Source organism: Pseudomonas sp. RL, assembly GCF_000647775.1.
GTDB classification, from domain to species: domain Bacteria; phylum Pseudomonadota; class Gammaproteobacteria; order Pseudomonadales; family Pseudomonadaceae; genus Serpens; species Serpens flexibilis.
This window is the reverse complement of the sequence record NZ_JBOY01000105.1, coordinates 1-16,802: the sequence shown is the minus strand read 5'-3', so window position 1 is coordinate 16,802 and position 16,802 is coordinate 1. Positions and strand designations below refer to the sequence as shown.

The 16,802-nt window shown below is 61.4% G+C and carries 14 protein-coding genes; 5 read left to right on the top strand and 9 right to left on the bottom strand.

Features of this window, described 5'->3' with window-relative positions; translation table 11 throughout:
• The first annotated feature begins 20 nt into the window (after positions 1-20).
• Together AS93_RS0115105 and AS93_RS19510 are read left to right on the top strand one after the other, a co-directional pair.
• On the top strand, positions 21-743 hold the full coding sequence (locus tag AS93_RS0115105; RefSeq protein ID WP_037009525.1) for a hypothetical protein: 723 nt from the start codon (positions 21-23) through the stop codon (positions 741-743).
• 45 nt (positions 744-788) lie between these two features.
• The gene (locus AS93_RS19510) at positions 789-2,366 is read left to right on the top strand and encodes a transporter (protein WP_324607135.1); all 1,578 of its coding nucleotides are present in this window, start codon (positions 789-791) and stop codon (positions 2,364-2,366) included.
• Between the two features lie 26 nt (positions 2,367-2,392).
• On the opposite strand, the gene AS93_RS0115095 is transcribed toward AS93_RS19510, so the two are convergent.
• On the bottom strand, positions 2,393-3,718 hold the full coding sequence (locus AS93_RS0115095) for a sigma-54 dependent transcriptional regulator (protein ID WP_027591387.1): 1,326 nt from the start codon (positions 3,716-3,718) through the stop codon (positions 2,393-2,395).
• 231 nt (positions 3,719-3,949) lie between these two features.
• On the opposite strand from AS93_RS0115095, the gene AS93_RS0115090 reads away from it, so the two are divergent.
• A complete protein-coding gene (locus AS93_RS0115090; protein WP_027591386.1) occupies positions 3,950-4,213 on the top strand; it encodes a hypothetical protein in 264 nt (87 codons plus the stop codon).
• Positions 4,214-4,291: 78 nt separating this feature from the next.
• Here the strand turns inward: AS93_RS0115090 and AS93_RS0115085 are convergent, their stop codons facing one another.
• From AS93_RS0115085 to AS93_RS19505, 8 genes are all read right to left on the bottom strand, one after another.
• Positions 4,292-6,160: a SurA N-terminal domain-containing protein gene (locus tag AS93_RS0115085; protein ID WP_027591385.1), complete on the bottom strand. Its 1,869-nt coding sequence runs from the start codon at positions 6,158-6,160 to the stop codon at positions 4,292-4,294.
• Between the two features lie 196 nt (positions 6,161-6,356).
• Positions 6,357-6,629, bottom strand: coding sequence for an HU family DNA-binding protein (locus tag AS93_RS0115080; protein ID WP_027591384.1), 273 nt, complete (start codon positions 6,627-6,629; stop codon positions 6,357-6,359).
• 124 nt (positions 6,630-6,753) lie between these two features.
• On the bottom strand, positions 6,754-9,150 hold the full coding sequence (gene lon, locus AS93_RS0115075; RefSeq protein ID WP_027591383.1) for an endopeptidase La: 2,397 nt from the start codon (positions 9,148-9,150) through the stop codon (positions 6,754-6,756).
• A gap of 125 nt (positions 9,151-9,275) precedes the next feature.
• On the bottom strand, positions 9,276-10,556 hold the full coding sequence (gene clpX / locus AS93_RS0115070) for an ATP-dependent Clp protease ATP-binding subunit ClpX (protein WP_027591382.1): 1,281 nt from the start codon (positions 10,554-10,556) through the stop codon (positions 9,276-9,278).
• A gap of 99 nt (positions 10,557-10,655) precedes the next feature.
• Positions 10,656-11,291 carry an ATP-dependent Clp endopeptidase proteolytic subunit ClpP gene (clpP, locus tag AS93_RS0115065; protein ID WP_027591381.1) on the bottom strand — a complete coding sequence of 212 codons (636 nt, stop codon included), beginning with the start codon at positions 11,289-11,291 and terminating at the stop codon, positions 10,656-10,658.
• Positions 11,292-11,379: 88 nt separating this feature from the next.
• Positions 11,380-12,690: a trigger factor gene (gene tig, locus AS93_RS0115060; RefSeq protein ID WP_027591380.1), complete on the bottom strand. Its 1,311-nt coding sequence runs from the start codon at positions 12,688-12,690 to the stop codon at positions 11,380-11,382.
• A gap of 222 nt (positions 12,691-12,912) precedes the next feature.
• Complete coding sequence (locus tag AS93_RS0115055; protein ID WP_027591379.1) at positions 12,913-13,464, bottom strand: ATP-dependent Clp protease proteolytic subunit; 552 nt, start codon at positions 13,462-13,464, stop codon at positions 12,913-12,915.
• Positions 13,465-13,475: 11 nt separating this feature from the next.
• Positions 13,476-13,679 (bottom strand): DUF2795 domain-containing protein, encoded by a 204-nt coding sequence (locus tag AS93_RS19505; RefSeq protein ID WP_037009518.1) that lies wholly within the window; start codon positions 13,677-13,679, stop codon positions 13,476-13,478.
• Between the two features lie 117 nt (positions 13,680-13,796).
• On the opposite strand from AS93_RS19505, the gene AS93_RS0115045 reads away from it, so the two are divergent.
• Both AS93_RS0115045 and AS93_RS0115040 read left to right on the top strand, forming a co-directional pair.
• Positions 13,797-16,553, top strand: coding sequence for an MFS transporter (locus tag AS93_RS0115045; RefSeq protein ID WP_343203271.1), 2,757 nt, complete (start codon positions 13,797-13,799; stop codon positions 16,551-16,553).
• A 51-nt stretch (positions 16,554-16,604) separates the two neighbouring features.
• Positions 16,605-16,802: hypothetical protein (locus AS93_RS0115040; RefSeq protein ID WP_027591405.1), on the top strand; the 198-nt coding region annotated here is incomplete at its 3' end.

Sequence of the window (16,802 nt, the reverse complement as noted above, 5' to 3'; positions counted from 1 at the left end):
AGAACGTCTGGAGGATCCCGATGAACAAATGTGTGTGTGGTTTGCTCGTTGCGTGTCTGCTGGTGCCTTCTTTGGGCGTAGCCGGCACGCCGTTCGAGCCTGTGGAGCTGACGGACCCGGAGCTTGCCCAACTGCGCGGGCGTTATGTCCTGCCCAGCCATATCGTGCATTTCGGTGTCACCCTGACCAGCACCTGGGAACAGTCCGGGCAGCAGTTGGGAGCCTCCGTCTCCCTGCAGGCACAGCAAGGTGCCCAGCCGGTCCTGACAGTCACTCCGGTCTCATCCGGTACCGGATCCACGCCTTCCGCCGGATCCGGGATGATCATCGGTGGCCAGGGCTTGGCCAATGTGGATGGCATCAGCCAGAGCGTGCGAACCGCTGGCGACCTGAACACCGCCTCGAACGGCATCCAGATCAGCATCCAGCGCAATGGAGAGGCGCCCGATCTGGCGCCTGGAACAGCCCTTGAGGGCAGCTTCAGCCACTCCAACGCGCTCGGCACCGCTTCGGTCAGCACCTCCCAGGGCAAGCTACAGCTGGGGATAGCGACCCATGGGCAAGGGAGCAGTCTGCAGCAGCTGGGTGGTGGCCTGCTGCAGGACACCCGAATTGTCAGTTCGCAAAATACCGTCATCAACACCGCCAGGCTCGACGTGGTGATGCAGCAGGGAAGCCGCACCATGGACCTGATGAACTGCAACCTGGAGCAACTGCGTGCCCTGAGGCCCACGGGATATTGATCTACGCTTGCGTTCTTCACCTTTCAGTCAGACAGGGATGTCAGCATGCTTCGTTCGTTTCGTCCGCATCTGCTTGGAATCACCGCACTGGGTGCGCTGTCCGCACCGCTGGCAGTTGCCTCCACCCAAGCCGAAATCGAAACCCTGGAGCAGGAAATTCAGGACCTGCGCGATCAGTATGATCGCTACAAACGGGCCCTCGAGGAGCTGTCTGCCAGTGCCGCCCGGGAAGAAGCACAAGCCGCCGAGGCCGAGAAAGTCATCCAGGAAGCCAGGAGCAAACCTGTTCCCGCACCGCTTCCCAGAGCCAATCCCGCTCCCACGCCGATGACGGCTCCTTCGCCCGCAGCGCGTGGCCTCAACGCAGGAACTCCAGCGCAGCCCTTGCCTGCGGTTGCACCCGCAAGCCCGGTAGCACCAGCGGCGGCCACCATGGGAAGCGCAGCTGCTGCACCGGTTCCAAGTGGCGTGCGCATGCCGACGCCGGTCATGGCCACGCCACCCGCGGCGCAACCCTCCACGACAGCCAATGGCATCCCCATACCGCCGAAACTCCCCAGGGCGGCGCAGACCGCAGGGCCGCAGCTGGCACAGGCACCCGGGCCGCGGACCGTCCAGTCCCTGCAGACGGATGGCTACGGGGCAAGCCTGAAGGAAGACGCCGAGCCCATCCGCAGCGTCGAAACCCTCTATGACGAGGCTTCCGGCTTCTTTGGTGGAGGCACCTACAGCCTGGAAACAGGCATTACCTACAGCCATTACGATACCCGCCAATTGATCCTCAACGGTTTCCTAGCCCTGGATTCGATCTTCCTTGGGAACATCAATGTCGATCAGATCAATGCTGACAACTTCACACTGGATCTGACCGGCCGCTACAACCTGCATAATCGCCTGCAGTTTGATGTGAACGTCCCGTTTCTCTTCCGAGACGTGACCTACGAGTCCGCAGGCGCAGGCAATTCGACCGCCCAGGTTTCAGACCGCACAGTCAGTACAGGCCCCGAGGTCGGGGATATCAGTGTGGGTATTTCGTACAAGATCCTGGACCAGAACGAGAGCCGGCCCGACACCATCCTCAGTCTGCGGGCCAAGGCGCCCAGCGGCCGGGATCCGTATGGCATCAAGATGACCAGGGTGGCTGACAACGACAACATCACTGTCCCGACTGACTTGCCCACCGGAAACGGAGTCTGGTCGTTGACCCCTGGCATCTCGCTGGTGAAAACCGTCGACCCGGCCGTGCTGTTCGGCAACCTGTCCTACACGTACAACTTCGAGGAAGAGTTCAGCGATATCAGTGCGCAGCAGGGCACCCGCCTGGGTGGCAAGGTGCGGCTGGGCAACTGGTGGCAGTTCGGGATGGGCCTGGCATTCGCACTCAACGAAAAGATGAGTCTCTCGATGTCCTATTCGCAGCTGATCGGTCGGAGCAGCCGCATTCGCCAGAATGGCGGGGACTGGTTCACGGTGGTGGGCAGCGACGCAAACGCGGCCTATTTCAACCTGGGCATGACCTATGCGGCGAGCAACAATCTCGCAATCGTGCCCAACCTCTCGATGGGTCTGACTCCAGATGCACCGGATTTCACGTTCAGCTTGAAATTCCCCTACTACTTCTGACTCTGGACTTGGCCATGGGCCTGCCGTCAGAGCAGGCCGTGCTTGTGGAGCAGACGGTAGAAGGTTGGCCTGGAAATACCGAGGGCCCGTGCGGCTTCGCTCAGATTGTTGGTGTGTTGGCGTAATGCCTCACCCAGCGCTTGTCGTTCGGCCTGGAGCCGGTAGTACTCCAAGGTATGCAGCGAGCCTCGGTGGTCCACCGATACCGCCAACCCCATGTCTTCGGCCTCGATCTGTCGCCCTTCCGCCAGGACCAGCCCGCGCCGCACCCGGTTGGCCAGCTCACGAATATTGCCTGCCCAGGGATGGTCGAGCATGGCTTGAATGGCCGCTTCGCTGAAACTTCGGGGCCTTCGACCGGTTTCGCTGCTGTAAAGACGTGCAAAATGCGCAGCCAGCTGGGGCAAGTCGGTCAACCTCTCGCGCAGAGGGGGCATGCGAATCTGCAATACGTTCAGGCGGTAATACAGATCCTCGCGGAACCTACCCTCCTGGATAGCCTGCTCAAGGTCGATATGGGTGGCCGACAGCACACGCACATTGACCGCTATCGGTCGACTACCACCCACGCGCTCAATGTGTTTTTCCTGAAGGAACCGCAGCAGGTTGGCCTGGAGTTCCAGCGGCAGGTCGCCGATTTCATCGAGCAGCAACGTGCCACCGTCCGCTGCCTCTATCCGCCCGACCTTGCGTTGATGGGCGCCGGTAAAGGCCCCCTTCTCATGGCCGAACAACTCGGACTGGATGAGGTTCTCGGGAATGGCGCCGCAATTGATGGCCACAAATGCCTGGCCTGCACGGCGCGAAAGATTATGCAGGGCACGCGCCACCACTTCCTTTCCGGTGCCGCTCTCGCCGCGGATCATCACGGGCGAGTCAGTCGGGGCAAAGCGGGTAATCAGCCTTCGAATCTCCGACATCGCCCGGCTTTCCCCCAACAGGTCATCCCAGAGGCCACGCTGCTCGTCGGTCCTCTGCCGAAGCCGTGACATGCCATACGCACGCCCCAGCGCAATGCGGATGCGTGCCTCGTCGAGCGGTAGGGTGTGGAAGTCGAAGAACCACTCGTAGATGAAATCACGCACCCGTTGCAACGGCAGAAGTTCGGCGCTCAGCACGGCGATCCACTCCCCCGCGTTCTGCAACAGCAAGGCCCGAATGCGCTCCAGACGGCCTAGGCTCTGTCCATCCAGGCGGACCATTCCTACGTGAAAGTCGCGTGCGGAGGCGTCTTCCAGGCTTGCACTGCTCACTTCCCATCCCGCAGCCTGAAGTGTTGGCAGCAGGCGCCTACAGGCATCACAGGGGTCAACCATGAGCAGGCGCCGGACCCCGTTTGTTGCATCCTGCATGTCCGTTCCTTGGCAGTGGTTCGTCGCTGCTGGCGTAGCGACATAACGGTAGCAAGGAATGGCGGGCCGGCTTGTCCGCCTGTCTATTTATTAGGGCCTGTCATGTAGGCGCCAAAAAGATTCGGCAGCGCGACGTAAGCGTGACCTTTTGCGGATTGGAATTATCCAAAAGTCGTAAGACACATGATTGAACTGTTACTTCCCCGGATTCCGTTTTTGGAGAGTAATCGCATGACAGCGCTCCGCACCAACGAAGCACTCTTGATCGCCTGCCGAGCTTTTCAGCCGTTGCAGTGCATTGCCTGGGCGACCGACTACACAGGCGAGCTGAGCCTGACAGTCATAGACAAGACCACCGCTAGCGTTGTGGGGCGTTCCCGGATGTCACGCCTGGACTATGCCGACACGGAGCACTTGGGAAATGTGTTGGCCGAGGCTCGCAGGCAACTGGCTGACGAGGGGATCGTGCTGGGTCCCTGGCAGATTCCCGAGTAACAACGCAGCGCTTTAACGGCACAGCATGAAAAAGGGCCCTGCTGCAGTTGCAGCAGGGCCCTTTCGGTTCCGCACGAATCAGAAGCGCTCGATATCCGCCTCACGCTGCAAGCGCGCACGGTAGGCTGCGAAATCGTCCTGACCGGCACGCGACGCCAGGAAGCGCTGATACATCCGTGCCTCGTTGTCGTCCAGCACTTCCGTCGGCTCACTGACTCCGGTCAGACGCAGCAGAACGTAGTCACCATTGCCGAGCGCGATACCGGCGAACTGCGGCTTCTGGGCTTGCTCAGGTTTGGGCATGCGGAACAGAGTCTGCAGTACTTGAGGTTCAACCCCTTCCAGAGAGCGGGTGGCCGCCTCGAAAACCTGCCAGCTGCTCTCTTGGGTGGACGGGGTCTGGCCTTCGCGCAGATTGGCAAGCAGCGCTTCGCCCTGGCTCTTGGCAGCTTCAGCTGCGGATTCGCGCTGCAGGGTTGCCCGCACACTGCCCGCGACTTGTTCCAGGTTCATACGCTGGGGCTGACGATGCTCTTTTACGCGCATCACCATGATGGTCTCGGCGTCCAATTCCAGCGCCTGGCTGTTGGCGCCGCTTTCCAGAAGATCCGGGCTGAAAGCCTGCTGGATCACTTGCCGGTTGGCTGTGATGCCAGAGCCGCCGCCCTCGCGCCCGAAAGGCTCGCTGGTCTGCACCTGCAGACCCAGCTCCTGCGCAGGCTGCTGCAAATCAGCCGCTTCGAAGGCCAGGTTCTCCAGCTCACGTACCGCCTCGACGAAACGCTGCTCGACCTTCTCGGCCTTCAGGTCACGCTCAAGCTTGTCCTTGAGGGCGGCGAAGCTGGGCACGTCGGCGGCCTGGGAATCGAGCAACTTGATCAGGTGCCAGCCAAACTCGGTCCGCACCGGCGCAGATACTTCGCCTTTTTTCAGTGCGAACAGCACCGATTCGAACTCCGGGTCGTAGACACCCGGGCCGGCGAAGCCGAGATCTCCGCCATCAGCCGCCGAGCCGGTATCTTCCGACGCCTCACGGGCCAGGACGGCGAAATCCTCACCCTGATCGAGGCGCTGGCGCAGCGCTTCGATCTGCTTGCGTGCCTCGTCGCTGCTACGCGCATCACCCGCTTCAATCAGGATGTGCGCGGCGCGACGCTGTTCAGCCAGGTTGGCGATCTCTGCCTGGTAACGGGAACGCAGCTCTTCCTCGCTGGTGCTCACCTGGTCGAAGAAGCTGTCCTTCTTGAGCTCGACGTACTCGATGACCACCTGCTCGGGAGTCATGAATCGCTGAGCATTCTGTTCGTAATAGGCGGCCACCTGCTCGTCGGTGACGTCAACCTCATTGGTATCGGCCTTGATGCGATACAGCGCGAAATCACGGGTCTGCTTGTCCAGTCGCACGAAGTCGCGCACTTCTTGCTCGGTCACGAAACCACTGCCAGCAACCGCCGCCTGCAACTGGCCAATAAGCATCTCTTCTTCAAGCATCTGCCGGAACTGCAGACGGCCGTAGCCCATCTGGCGGATGACCTGGTCGAAGCGCGCTGGACTGAAGCGGCCGTTCTCCTGGAATTCCGGGGTCTGCAGAATGACCTGATCGAGCGCTGCCTGGGAAAGAGCGAAATCGGATTCCTGGGCAGCCTGCACCAGCAAACGACGGTCGATCAGATCGCTGAGTGCCGCATTGCGCAGCAGCTGCTCATCGATCAGTGAGGTATCGAAATCTCGACCAAACTGCTGAAGCAGCTGGCGACGCTGCATTTCGACAGCCTGGTTGAGTTCGGAAAGACTGATCTCCTCCCCGTTCACCTCGGCGGCAGTCTGCTGGTTTCCGGCACTGTTGAAAATGGCTTCGAAGCCGGTCAGTGCCAGCAATACGATGATGAGACCGATGATGGTCTTGGCAATCCACCCCTGTGAATTGTCCCTGATATTTTGCAGCATGCATCCCCCAGTAACGACCGTTCTACGGCCAGGCTGCGCGAGTGAAGCCCGGAAAGTACAAAGGCGCACCGGAGGGATGCGCCTTCGCGATAACCACGGAGTGGGAGGACTCTAGTTCGGATCCCCCATCTGACAAGCCCAGGCCGCCAGAGTACCCCGCTGCCAGGCCGGTGCGGCCTGGCAATTCGAAAGACGCTTAGTTTACGGCGTCTTTCAGTGCCTTGCCCGGCTTGAAGCTCGGGATCTTGGCAGCTTCGATCTTGATCGGCTTGCCGGTCTGCGGGTTGCGACCGGTACGTGCCGCGCGTTCCTTGACAGCGAAGGTACCGAAGCCCACCAGGACCACGGAATCACCTGCCTTCAGAGCACCAGTGACGGATTCGATCACAGCGTCCAGCGCACGACCAGCAACGGCTTTCGGGATATCAGCAGATGCGGCGATGGCATCGATCAGTTCCGACTTGTTCACTCTAAGTCCCCTTATCTAACTTTAATGAAGTTATTTTTTACAGTTAACTTGATTTCGCAGAACAACCTGTACACGCAGCGACAATTAACCAGCGCCGAAAATCGTGTCGAGGGAGGCCTTTCGGCTAATGCGTGCTGATTCTCTCCTTGGAATCAGTCTCGCGGGTTTCATCCTTGGCTACCATGTCCGGAGCCGCATCAGGCAAGGGCTCCGGGGCGTATTGCAGCGCAATTTGCAGGACCTCGTCAATCCATTTGACGGGCTTGATTTGCAGATCCTGTTTGATGTTTTCAGGAATCTCCTTCAAATCCCGCAGGTTTTCCTCGGGAATGATCACCGTCTTGATGCCGCCGCGGCGAGCCGCGAGGAGTTTCTCCTTCAGCCCGCCAATTGCCAGGACCTGGCCGCGCAAGGTGATTTCGCCCGTCATGGCCACATCGGCGCGCACCGGGATCTGGGTCAGCGCCGACACCAGGGCCGTGCACAGACCGATGCCAGCACTGGGACCATCCTTCGGGGTTGCTCCCTCGGGCATGTGGATGTGCACGTCGCGCTTCTCATGAAAATCCAGAGGGATACCCAGGCTCTTGGCACGGCTGCGCACCACGGTCAGGGCGGCGGTCATGGACTCGGCCATCACATCGCCCAGCGAACCGGTCTTGATCAGTTGGCCCTTCCCTGGCACCACTGCGGTTTCGATGGTCAGCAGCTCGCCGCCCACCTGTGTCCAGGCGAGTCCGGTGACCTGCCCCACCTGGTCTTCCTGCTCGGCCAGCCCATACCGGTACTTGCGCACACCCAGATAATGCTCGAGCGACTCCGGCGTCACCTCCACCTGGAAGCGCTTTTCCTTGATGTTCTCTTTCACCACCTTGCGACAGACCTTGGCGATCTGGCGTTCAAGACCGCGCACACCTGCTTCCCGGGTGTAGTAGCGAATGACGTCGCGGATCGTTTCCTCGCTGACCGTCAGCTCGCTCGGCTTGAGGCCATTGGCGCGAATCTGCTTGGGCAGCAGGTATTTGGTAGTGATGTTGACCTTCTCGTCCTCGGTGTAACCCGGCAGGCGAATGACTTCCATACGATCCAGCAACGGCGCCGGAATGTTCATGGAGTTCGAGGTGCATACGAACATCACATCCGAAAGGTCGTAGTCGACTTCCAGGTAGTGGTCATTGAAATGGTGGTTCTGCTCGGGATCCAGCACTTCCAGCAAAGCCGAGGCCGGATCGCCTCGCATGTCACTGCCGAGCTTGTCGATCTCATCCAGCAGGAACAGCGGGTTGCGCACGCCGCCCTTGGTCATCTTCTGAATCAGGCGCCCCGGCATGGAACCGATGTAGGTACGGCGGTGGCCACGAATCTCGGCCTCGTCGCGAACGCCACCCAGCGCCATGCGCACGAACTTGCGGTTGGTGGAACGCGCAATGGACTCGGCCAGCGACGTCTTGCCGACACCGGGCGGGCCGACCAAGCAGAGCACCGGACCCTTGAGCTTCTTTACGCGCTTCTGCACGGCAAGGTACTCGAGGATGCGCTCCTTTACTTCTTCCAGGCCGTAATGATCCGCGTCGAGGATTTCTTCGGCGCGCGACAGATCAAGGCGGACCTTGGTTTCCGCCTTCCACGGCACGTTCAGCAGCCAGTCGAGATAGGAGCGCACCACGGTGGCCTCGGCGGACATCGGCGACATCTGCTTGAGCTTGTTCAGCTCGGCCAGCGCCTTGCTGTGCGCGTCCTTGGGCAGGCCGGCACTCTCGATACGCTTCTTCAGCTCATCGATTTCGTTGTGCCCCTCGTCGATGTCGCCCAGTTCCTTCTGAATGGCCTTCATCTGCTCATTCAGGTAGTACTCGCGCTGGCTGCGCTCCATCTGTTTCTTGACCCGGCCACGGATACGCTTCTCGACCTGCAGCAGATCGATTTCCGAATCCAGCAGGCCCAGTACGTATTCGACACGCGCCGGTAGCTCTGTGATTTCGAGGATTTCCTGCTTCTGCTGCAGGTTCAGCGCCATATGTGCTGCCATGGTGTCGACCAGGCGGCTTGGCTCATCGATGCTGTTCAGCGAGGCCAGTACTTCCGCCGGCACCTTCTTGCCCAACTGCACATACTGCTCGAACTGGTTCAGAAGGGTGCGGCAGAAAACCTCGGCTTCGCGTTCAGAGGTGGCTTGCTCTTCGAGCAACGAAACCTCGACACGGCTGTGGTCGTCGTGGGCAATGAAACGCTCGACACGTCCGCGACGTTCACCTTCGACCAGCACCTTCACGGTGCCATCGGGAAGCTTGAGCAGCTGCAGGATGGTAGCGGCGGTGCCGACCTGGTACAGCGCCTCCTGGTCGGGATCGTCGTCGCCGGGATTCTTCTGGGCCATGAGCAGGATCTGCTTATCGCCCTTCATGGCCTCCTCCAGCGCCGCAATGGACTTCTCGCGCCCGACGAACAGCGGGATCACCATGTGTGGATAGACCACGACATCACGCAACGGCAGGAGTGGCAATTCGATGGTTTTCTTCATAACTGGACTCTGCGACGGCCGGTGGCCGTGATCGGTGGGTTGCCCTTGCCGCCAAGATGAGGGCGAACCTGAAAAAACACAAGCAAGGGACCTTAATGAAGAAGGGGCCCGCAGGCCCCTTTTTCTCACGCGTCCGGCGCTGCCTTGGCGGTAGGCTCGCTGTTCTCGTAGATGAGCAGCGGCTTGGAGGTGCCTTCGATGACGTTTTCATCGATCACCACCTTGCTGACGTCGCCCTGCGAGGGGATCTCGTACATGGTATCCAGCAGGATGCCTTCGAGGATGGAGCGCAGGCCGCGCGCGCCAGTCTTGCGCTCGAGCGCGCGGCGCGCCACGGCGCGCAACGCATCGGGACGGAACTCCAGGTCGACACCTTCCATCTCGAACAGCTTGGCGTACTGCTTGGTCAGCGCATTCTTCGGCTCGGCGAGGATTTCGATCAGCGCCGCTTCGTCCAGCTCTTCGAGGGTGGCGATTACCGGCAGGCGACCGACGAACTCGGGAATCAGCCCGAACTTGACCAGATCGTCCGGCGTGACCTCGCGCAGCGAATCACCGACCGACTTGCCGGCATCCTTGCTGCGCACTTCGGCCGTGAAGCCGATGCCACCCTTGGTGGAGCGACCCTGGATGACCTTCTCCAGCCCGGCGAAGGCGCCACCGCAGATGAACAGGATGTTGCGAGTGTCCACCTGCAGGAATTCCTGCTGCGGATGCTTGCGACCACCTTGCGGCGGAACGGAGGCAACCGTGCCCTCGATCAGCTTGAGTAGCGCCTGCTGCACGCCCTCACCCGAGACATCACGGGTGATCGACGGGTTGTCCGACTTACGTGAGATCTTGTCGATCTCGTCGATGTAGACGATGCCCATCTGGGCCTTTTCCACGTCGTAGTCGCACTTCTGCAACAGCTTCTGGATGATGTTCTCCACGTCCTCGCCCACGTAACCGGCTTCGGTCAGCGTGGTGGCATCGGCGATGGTGAACGGCACATTCAGCAGGCGCGCCAGGGTTTCGGCCAGCAGTGTCTTGCCCGAACCGGTCGGGCCGATCAGCAGGATGTTGCTCTTGCCGAGCTCGACATCATCCTTCTTGTCCCGCTGGTTGAGGCGCTTGTAGTGGTTGTAGACAGCGACGGCCAGAATCTTCTTGGCACGCTCCTGACCGATCACATACTGATCGAGGATCGCACTGATCTCCTTGGGCGTCGGCAATTTGTGCGCATTGCTCTCGGCCTGTGCTTCCTGCACCTCCTCGCGGATGATGTCGTTGCACAGATCTACGCACTCGTCGCAGATAAAGACAGAGGGTCCGGCGATCAGCTTGCGCACTTCGTGCTGGCTCTTGCCGCAGAAGGAGCAATAAAGCAGCTTGCCGTTGTCCTCGCCATTGCGGGTATCAGTCATTCGGTCAATCCAATACGGTAGGCGTGAAACACAAGATGAGGGCAATCAGGGGCATTTTCAACCCTGCGGCGACCGGATATCCGACCGCCGCACACAGAATTACAGCGCCAGTCGACGCTCGAGCACCTGGTCGATCAGTCCGTATTTGACCGCTTCTTCGCCGCTCATGAAGTTGTCCCGGTCGGTATCGCGGGCGATCACATCGATCGGCTGGTTGCAGTGGTGAGCCAGGATCTTGTTCAGACGCTCGCGGATGGTCAGGATTTCCCGGGCATGGATCTCGATGTCAGACGCCTGGCCCTGGAAACCGCCCAGGGGCTGGTGAATCATCATGCGCGAATGCGGCAGGCAGTAACGCTTGCCGGCGGCGCCGCCAGCCAGCAGCAGCGCACCCATGCTGCAGGCCTGGCCGATGCAGTAGGTGGTGACGTCCGGCTTGATGAACTGCATGGTGTCGTAGATCGACATGCCGGCGGTCACCGAACCGCCCGGCGAGTTGATGTACAGGTGGATATCCTTGTCGGGGTTCTCGGCTTCCAGGAACAGCAGCTGGGCAACCACCAGGTTGGCCATGTAGTCCTCGACCTGGCCGACCAGGAAGATCACCCGCTCCTTGAGCAGGCGGGAATAGATGTCGTAGGCGCGCTCGCCACGAGCGGACTGCTCGATCACCATCGGCACCAGGCCACCGGCGGCCTGGATTTCAGGCATTTGCATAAAGGAATTGCGGGACATTTCCAGCGATCGCTCCCTATTGAACGGTCCTAAAGACACATAAGCCAGCGCTAGGCTGGCTTATGCGGTGCTCGAGCGGGGGGAAGAATCAGGCGGCTTGCGGAGCTTCCGCCGGCTTGACAGCTTCTTCGTAGGAGACCGACTTGTCGGTTACCTTGGCCTTACCGAGGACAGTATCTACAACTTGTTCTTCCAGTACAACCGAACGCACTTCGTTCAGCTGCTTCTCGTTCTTCAGGTACCAGGCCACCACCTGCTCGGGCTCCTGGTAGGCCGAAGCCATTTCCTCGATCAGCGCACGGACGCGGGTTTCGTCGGGCTTCAGCTCGTTCTGCTTGACCACCTCGGCGATGATCAGACCCAGCACCACGCGACGCTTGGCCTGCTCCTCGAAAAGCTCGGCGGGCAGGTTTTCCGGCTTGATGTTGCCACCGAACTGCTGGACGGCCTGCACACGCAGACGGTTCACTTCGTCGGCGACCAGTGCCTTGGGCACTTCAACCGGGTTGGTTTCCAGCAGACCTTCCATGACCTGGTTCTTCACCTTGGTCTTGATGGCCTGGCGCAGCTCGCGCTCCATATTCTTGCGGACTTCGGCGCGGAAGCCTTCCAGACCGCCTTCCTTCACACCGAACAGGGCGAAGAAGGCGTCGTTCAGTTCCGGCAGTGCCGGGGCCGCGACGGCAGTCACGTTGACAGTGAATTCGGCAGTCTTGCCGGCCAGATCCAGGTTCTGGTAGTCCTCGGGGAAGGTCGGGTTGATAACGCGCTCTTCACCGGCCTTGACGCCAACCAGGGCGTCTTCGAAGCCCGGGATCATGCGACCCGAACCGAGAACCAGCGGCACACCCTTGGCGGAACCGCCAGCAAAGGCCTCGCCGTCGATCTTGCCCACGAAGTCGATGGTGATCTGGTCGCCGTTCTCGGCAGCGCGTTCGACAGCTTCGAAACGGGTGTTCTGCTTGCGCAGCACGTCCAGCATGGTGTCGACATCAGCATCGCCGACTTCAGCCTGCGGACGCTCCACGGCAATGCCTTCGAAGCCAGCCAGTTTGATTTCCGGGAACACTTCGAACGTGGCAACGTATTCCAGATCCTTGCCCTTTTCGAACACCTTCGGCTCGATGGACGGGGCGCCGGCCGGGTTCAGTTTCTGCTCGACCACGGCTTCGTAGAAGGTTTCCTGGATCAGATCACCCAGGGCCTCCTGACGGGCAGCACCTTCGTAACGCTGACGAATGACGCTCATCGGCACCTTGCCCGGGCGGAAGCCGGGGACCTTGGCGCGACGGGCGGTCTGCTGCAGGCTCTTGTCGACTGCGGACTCGATGCGTGCGGCCGGCACGCCGACAGTCATCCGGCGCTCAAGAGCGGAGGTGGCTTCTACAGAAACTTGCATGGATATTCCTCGTTGCACAGACGTGGTGCCGGCCGTTCCGGCTTGATCAAGGGCATGCATTCTAGATGCACCCCGGGTGGAAGTCACCCCATGGAACGGATCGGCAGAAAGGGGCGGCAGGAGCGCTCAAACGCAGCACGACAGCGCTTCCCGACCTGTCAAAAATCGCAGGGCGGCGATTCTAGCCGGCGAAAGACAGGCTTGTATACCGAGGCGTGGAGCTCAGGCGTGCACGCTCGTGTTCATCGAGCCATGGGGCATGTGCAGCTCGTCGATGGCCTGGATCAAGCCGCAGGCCAGCGCCTCGTCCGGACTGATGATGCGCGGCGCCGCGGTGAGGTAGGTGGCAACGTCCAGGGGCTCGGCCGCTCCCCGGGTGCGCTCCAGGACAATCTGCTCATACAGGAAGCGGTCGTGATCCATGCTCATCGCGTATTCCGTCATGCGCGCATGGTCGATCGCGCCATGCAGCGTCCAGTGGAAAGGGTGAAACAGGAACTTGCTGAACCGACTCGCCGTGCGCCGCTCCCCGGCAAGGAAGATGATGTTGCCCATGGATTCCACAGTACCCAGGTTGTGGGTATGCACCGGAACAGGCAGCGACATCAGGAAATTGAACAGCGAAAAGCCGTAGCTGCACTCCCCGCCCATCGTCGCGATCTTGATCACCAGCTCGCTGGCTTCCTGCTGCACCGCCTTGGTGCATTTATCGATCAACTGTCCGGTAGTGGAAGAATTGATCGGGCCGGTGAAATGCACGACATAACTGGTCATCTCGCAACCGCTCAACGCCGCTCGTAACGCTTAAGGATCTCCGCCATGCTGCCGAAATCCTGCGCCGGCAGGGCCTCCAGCATGCGCAGCACCGCCTCGCTGGCACCGTTCTCCCTGGCCTTGCGAATCAACCGATCGCGATCAGCGGGAAAATCCAGGCCGTGCAGATAGCGACTGACCTGATCATCCGGCGCAGGTTTTTTTTCAAGGCTCATACACCACCCCATTGCTCAACTTCCCTTTTCCTTCACAGGTATGGAACCGCTCTCCAGCCAAGCAGTTCGGCAAACGCAGCTGCCAGCGGACGGGCGGCGAGACCCGGTTTGCCCGCCATGGCTTCGCTGTCTACGCTCAAAAGCACTTTGGCGCAGCCTTGGCTGTGTGGCGCCTGCGCAGGCAAGACCTTCGGGCGCAGCGCCCGATGCAACGGGACGGGAGCAAGCACCATGCCGATGCCTATGCCGGTCTCGCGCCGGGCTCAATACCGCGCGCTGACCCTGTCCACTTTCGCCTTCACGCTCTGTTTCGCAGTCTGGACGGTCTTTTCCATTCTGGGCCTGCAGATCAAGAACGAATTCACCCTTAGCGACACCCAGCTTGGCCTGCTGATGGCCACACCGGTGCTCTCGGGCTCGCTGACCCGCCCCCTACTGGGCTGGCTGACCGACCGTTACGGTGGTCGCTGGGTCTTCGGCCTGCTGATGCTGGTTTCCGCGCTGTGCATCTATCTGCTGACCTTCGCCAGCAGCTACCCAATGCTGTTGATCGGCGCGCTGGGCATCGGCCTGGCCGGCGGTGGTTTCAGCGTCGGCGTGGCCTATACCTCGGCCTGGTTCGAACCTGAACGCCAGGGCACGGCGCTGGGCATCTTCGGTGCCGGCAACGTGGGCGCTGGCTTGACCAACTTCGTCGCGCCCTTCCTGCTGCTGGCACTCGGCTGGCAAGGCACCGCCCTGGTCTATGCCAGCGTGCTGGCAGCCACGGGACTGGGCTTTATCCTGCTGGCCCGCCCCGATCCGCAGAGCAGCCAGCGCCGCGCCGAGGCGATGCCCCTGGCACAGCAACTGGCGCCGCTCGCCGAAATGCGCGTGTGGCGCTTTTCCCTCTATTACTTCTTCGTGTTCGGCGCTTTCATCGCCCTGGCACTCTGGCTGCCCCACTACCTGATGGAGGTCTACGGGCTGAGCCTGGCCGCAGCCGGCATGGTGGCTGCGCTCTATACAGTGCCGGCCTCGGTATTTCGCATCCTGGGCGGCTGGCTGTCGGACCGCTACGGCGCGCGCCGGGTGATGTACTGGACGTTGACCGCCTCGGTGCTCTGTACCTTCCTGCTCAGCTACCCGCCGACCCACTACACCGTCACCGGTGTCGAAGGCGAGATCAGTTTTTCCCTGACCCTCAATGTCGTCGGCTTCGCGCTGCTGACCATGGTGCTGGGCTTCTTCATGTCGCTGGGCAAGGCTGCGGTGTTCAAACACATCCCCGCCTACTACCCCCGTCACGTCGGCATCGTCGGCGGCGTGGTGGGCATGGTCGGCGGCCTGGGCGGCTTCTTCCTGCCGCTGACCTTCGGCATGCTCAACGATGTGGTCGGCATCTGGCAGAGCACCTTCATGCTGCTGTTCCTGATCGCCGCCGGCGCTTTGGCCTGGATGCATTACGCGATCCGCATGGCCGAGCGGGTCGAGTGGCCGGCGCAGCGCGAAATCAGCGACCTGCCGGAACTGTCCACCCCCGGCAGCCTGGTGCTGCGGGACTGGCGCCCGGAGGACCCCACTTTCTGGAGCGAAACCGGCGAGCGCATTGCCCGGCGCAACCTGTGGATCTCGATTCCTAACCTGCTGCTGGGCTTCGCCATCTGGATGGTCTGGTCGGTGGTGGTCGCCCGGCTGCCCCAGGTGGGCTTCGACTACACCCCTAACCAGCTGTTCTGGCTGGCCGCCCTGCCCGGCCTGTCCGGCGCGACACTGCGCATCTTCTACAGCTTCATGGTGCCGATTTTCGGAGGCAGACGCTGGACCGCGCTGTCGACCGCTTCGCTGTTGCTGCCGGCGCTGTGGATCGGCGTCGCCGTGCAGAACCCGGACACCCCATACCTGGTGATGCTGATCCTCGCCCTGCTCTGCGGCCTGGGCGGCGGCAATTTCTCCTCCAGCATGGCCAACATCTCCTTCTTCTACCCCAAGGCCTCCAAGGGCAAGGCCATGGGTCTGAATGCCGGCCTTGGCAACCTGGGCGTCAGCGTCATGCAATTCCTGGTGCCGGTCGTCATCACCATGGGTGTATTCGGCGCCCTGGGCGGCGAGCCGGCGTTGACGGAAAGCGGCCAGCCGCTGTGGCTGCAGAACGCCGGATTCATCTGGGTACCCTTCATACTCCTGGCCACCCTGGCGGCCTGGTTCGGCATGAACGACATCGCCAGTGCCAAGTCCTCGTTCGCCGACCAACTGGTGATCTTCAAGCGCAAGCACACCTGGCTGATGAGCGTGCTGTACACCGGCACCTTCGGCAGCTTCATCGGCTTTTCCGCCGCCTTCCCACTGCTGGCCGGCAACCTGTTCCCCGGGGTTGATGTGCTGAAGTTCGCCTTCCTCGGTCCGCTGGTCGGAGCCCTGAGCCGCGCACTGTCCGGCGGACTGGCCGATCGCTTCGGTGGCGCGCGGGTAAGTTTCTGGGTATACGTGGCCATGGCCGCGTGCGTGCTGGGCGTGCTGTTCTTCCTCGAGGCGCGCAGCTTCGCCGGTTTCTTCGCCATGTTCCTGCTGCTGTTCTTCTTCTCCGGCGTGGGCAACGCCAGTACCACCCAGATGATCCCGGCGATCTTTCGACACCAGACGCCCCGCCTGACCCCCCAGCTACCGCCCGCCGAGCAGCAACGCCAGGCGGAGAAGGAGTCCGCCGCCGCGGTCGGCTTCATCTCGGCGGTGGCCGCCTACGGCGCGTTCTTCATCCCCAAGGCCTACGGCACATCGCTGGCTCTAACCGGCAGCGCGGCGGCGGCACTGTACGGCTTCATCCTTTTCTACGGCCTGTGCATCGCTCTGACCTGGTTCTACTACACCCGCCGCTCTGCGGAGGTGCCCTGCTGACGCTTCAGCACCCAGCGGGGTCTGCCTGAGCCCCGTTCAGGAGGAAAAAACATGAGTCATTTCATTGACCGCCTGAAGTACCTCACCAAGCGCCCGCCGGAGTTCGCCGACGGCCATGGCGAAACCCGTGACGAAAACCGCGAATGGGAAGATGGTTATCGCCAGCGCTGGCAGTACGACAAGATCGTGCGCTCCACCCACGGGGTGAACTGCACCGGCTCGTGCAGCTGGAAGGTCTACGTGAAGAAC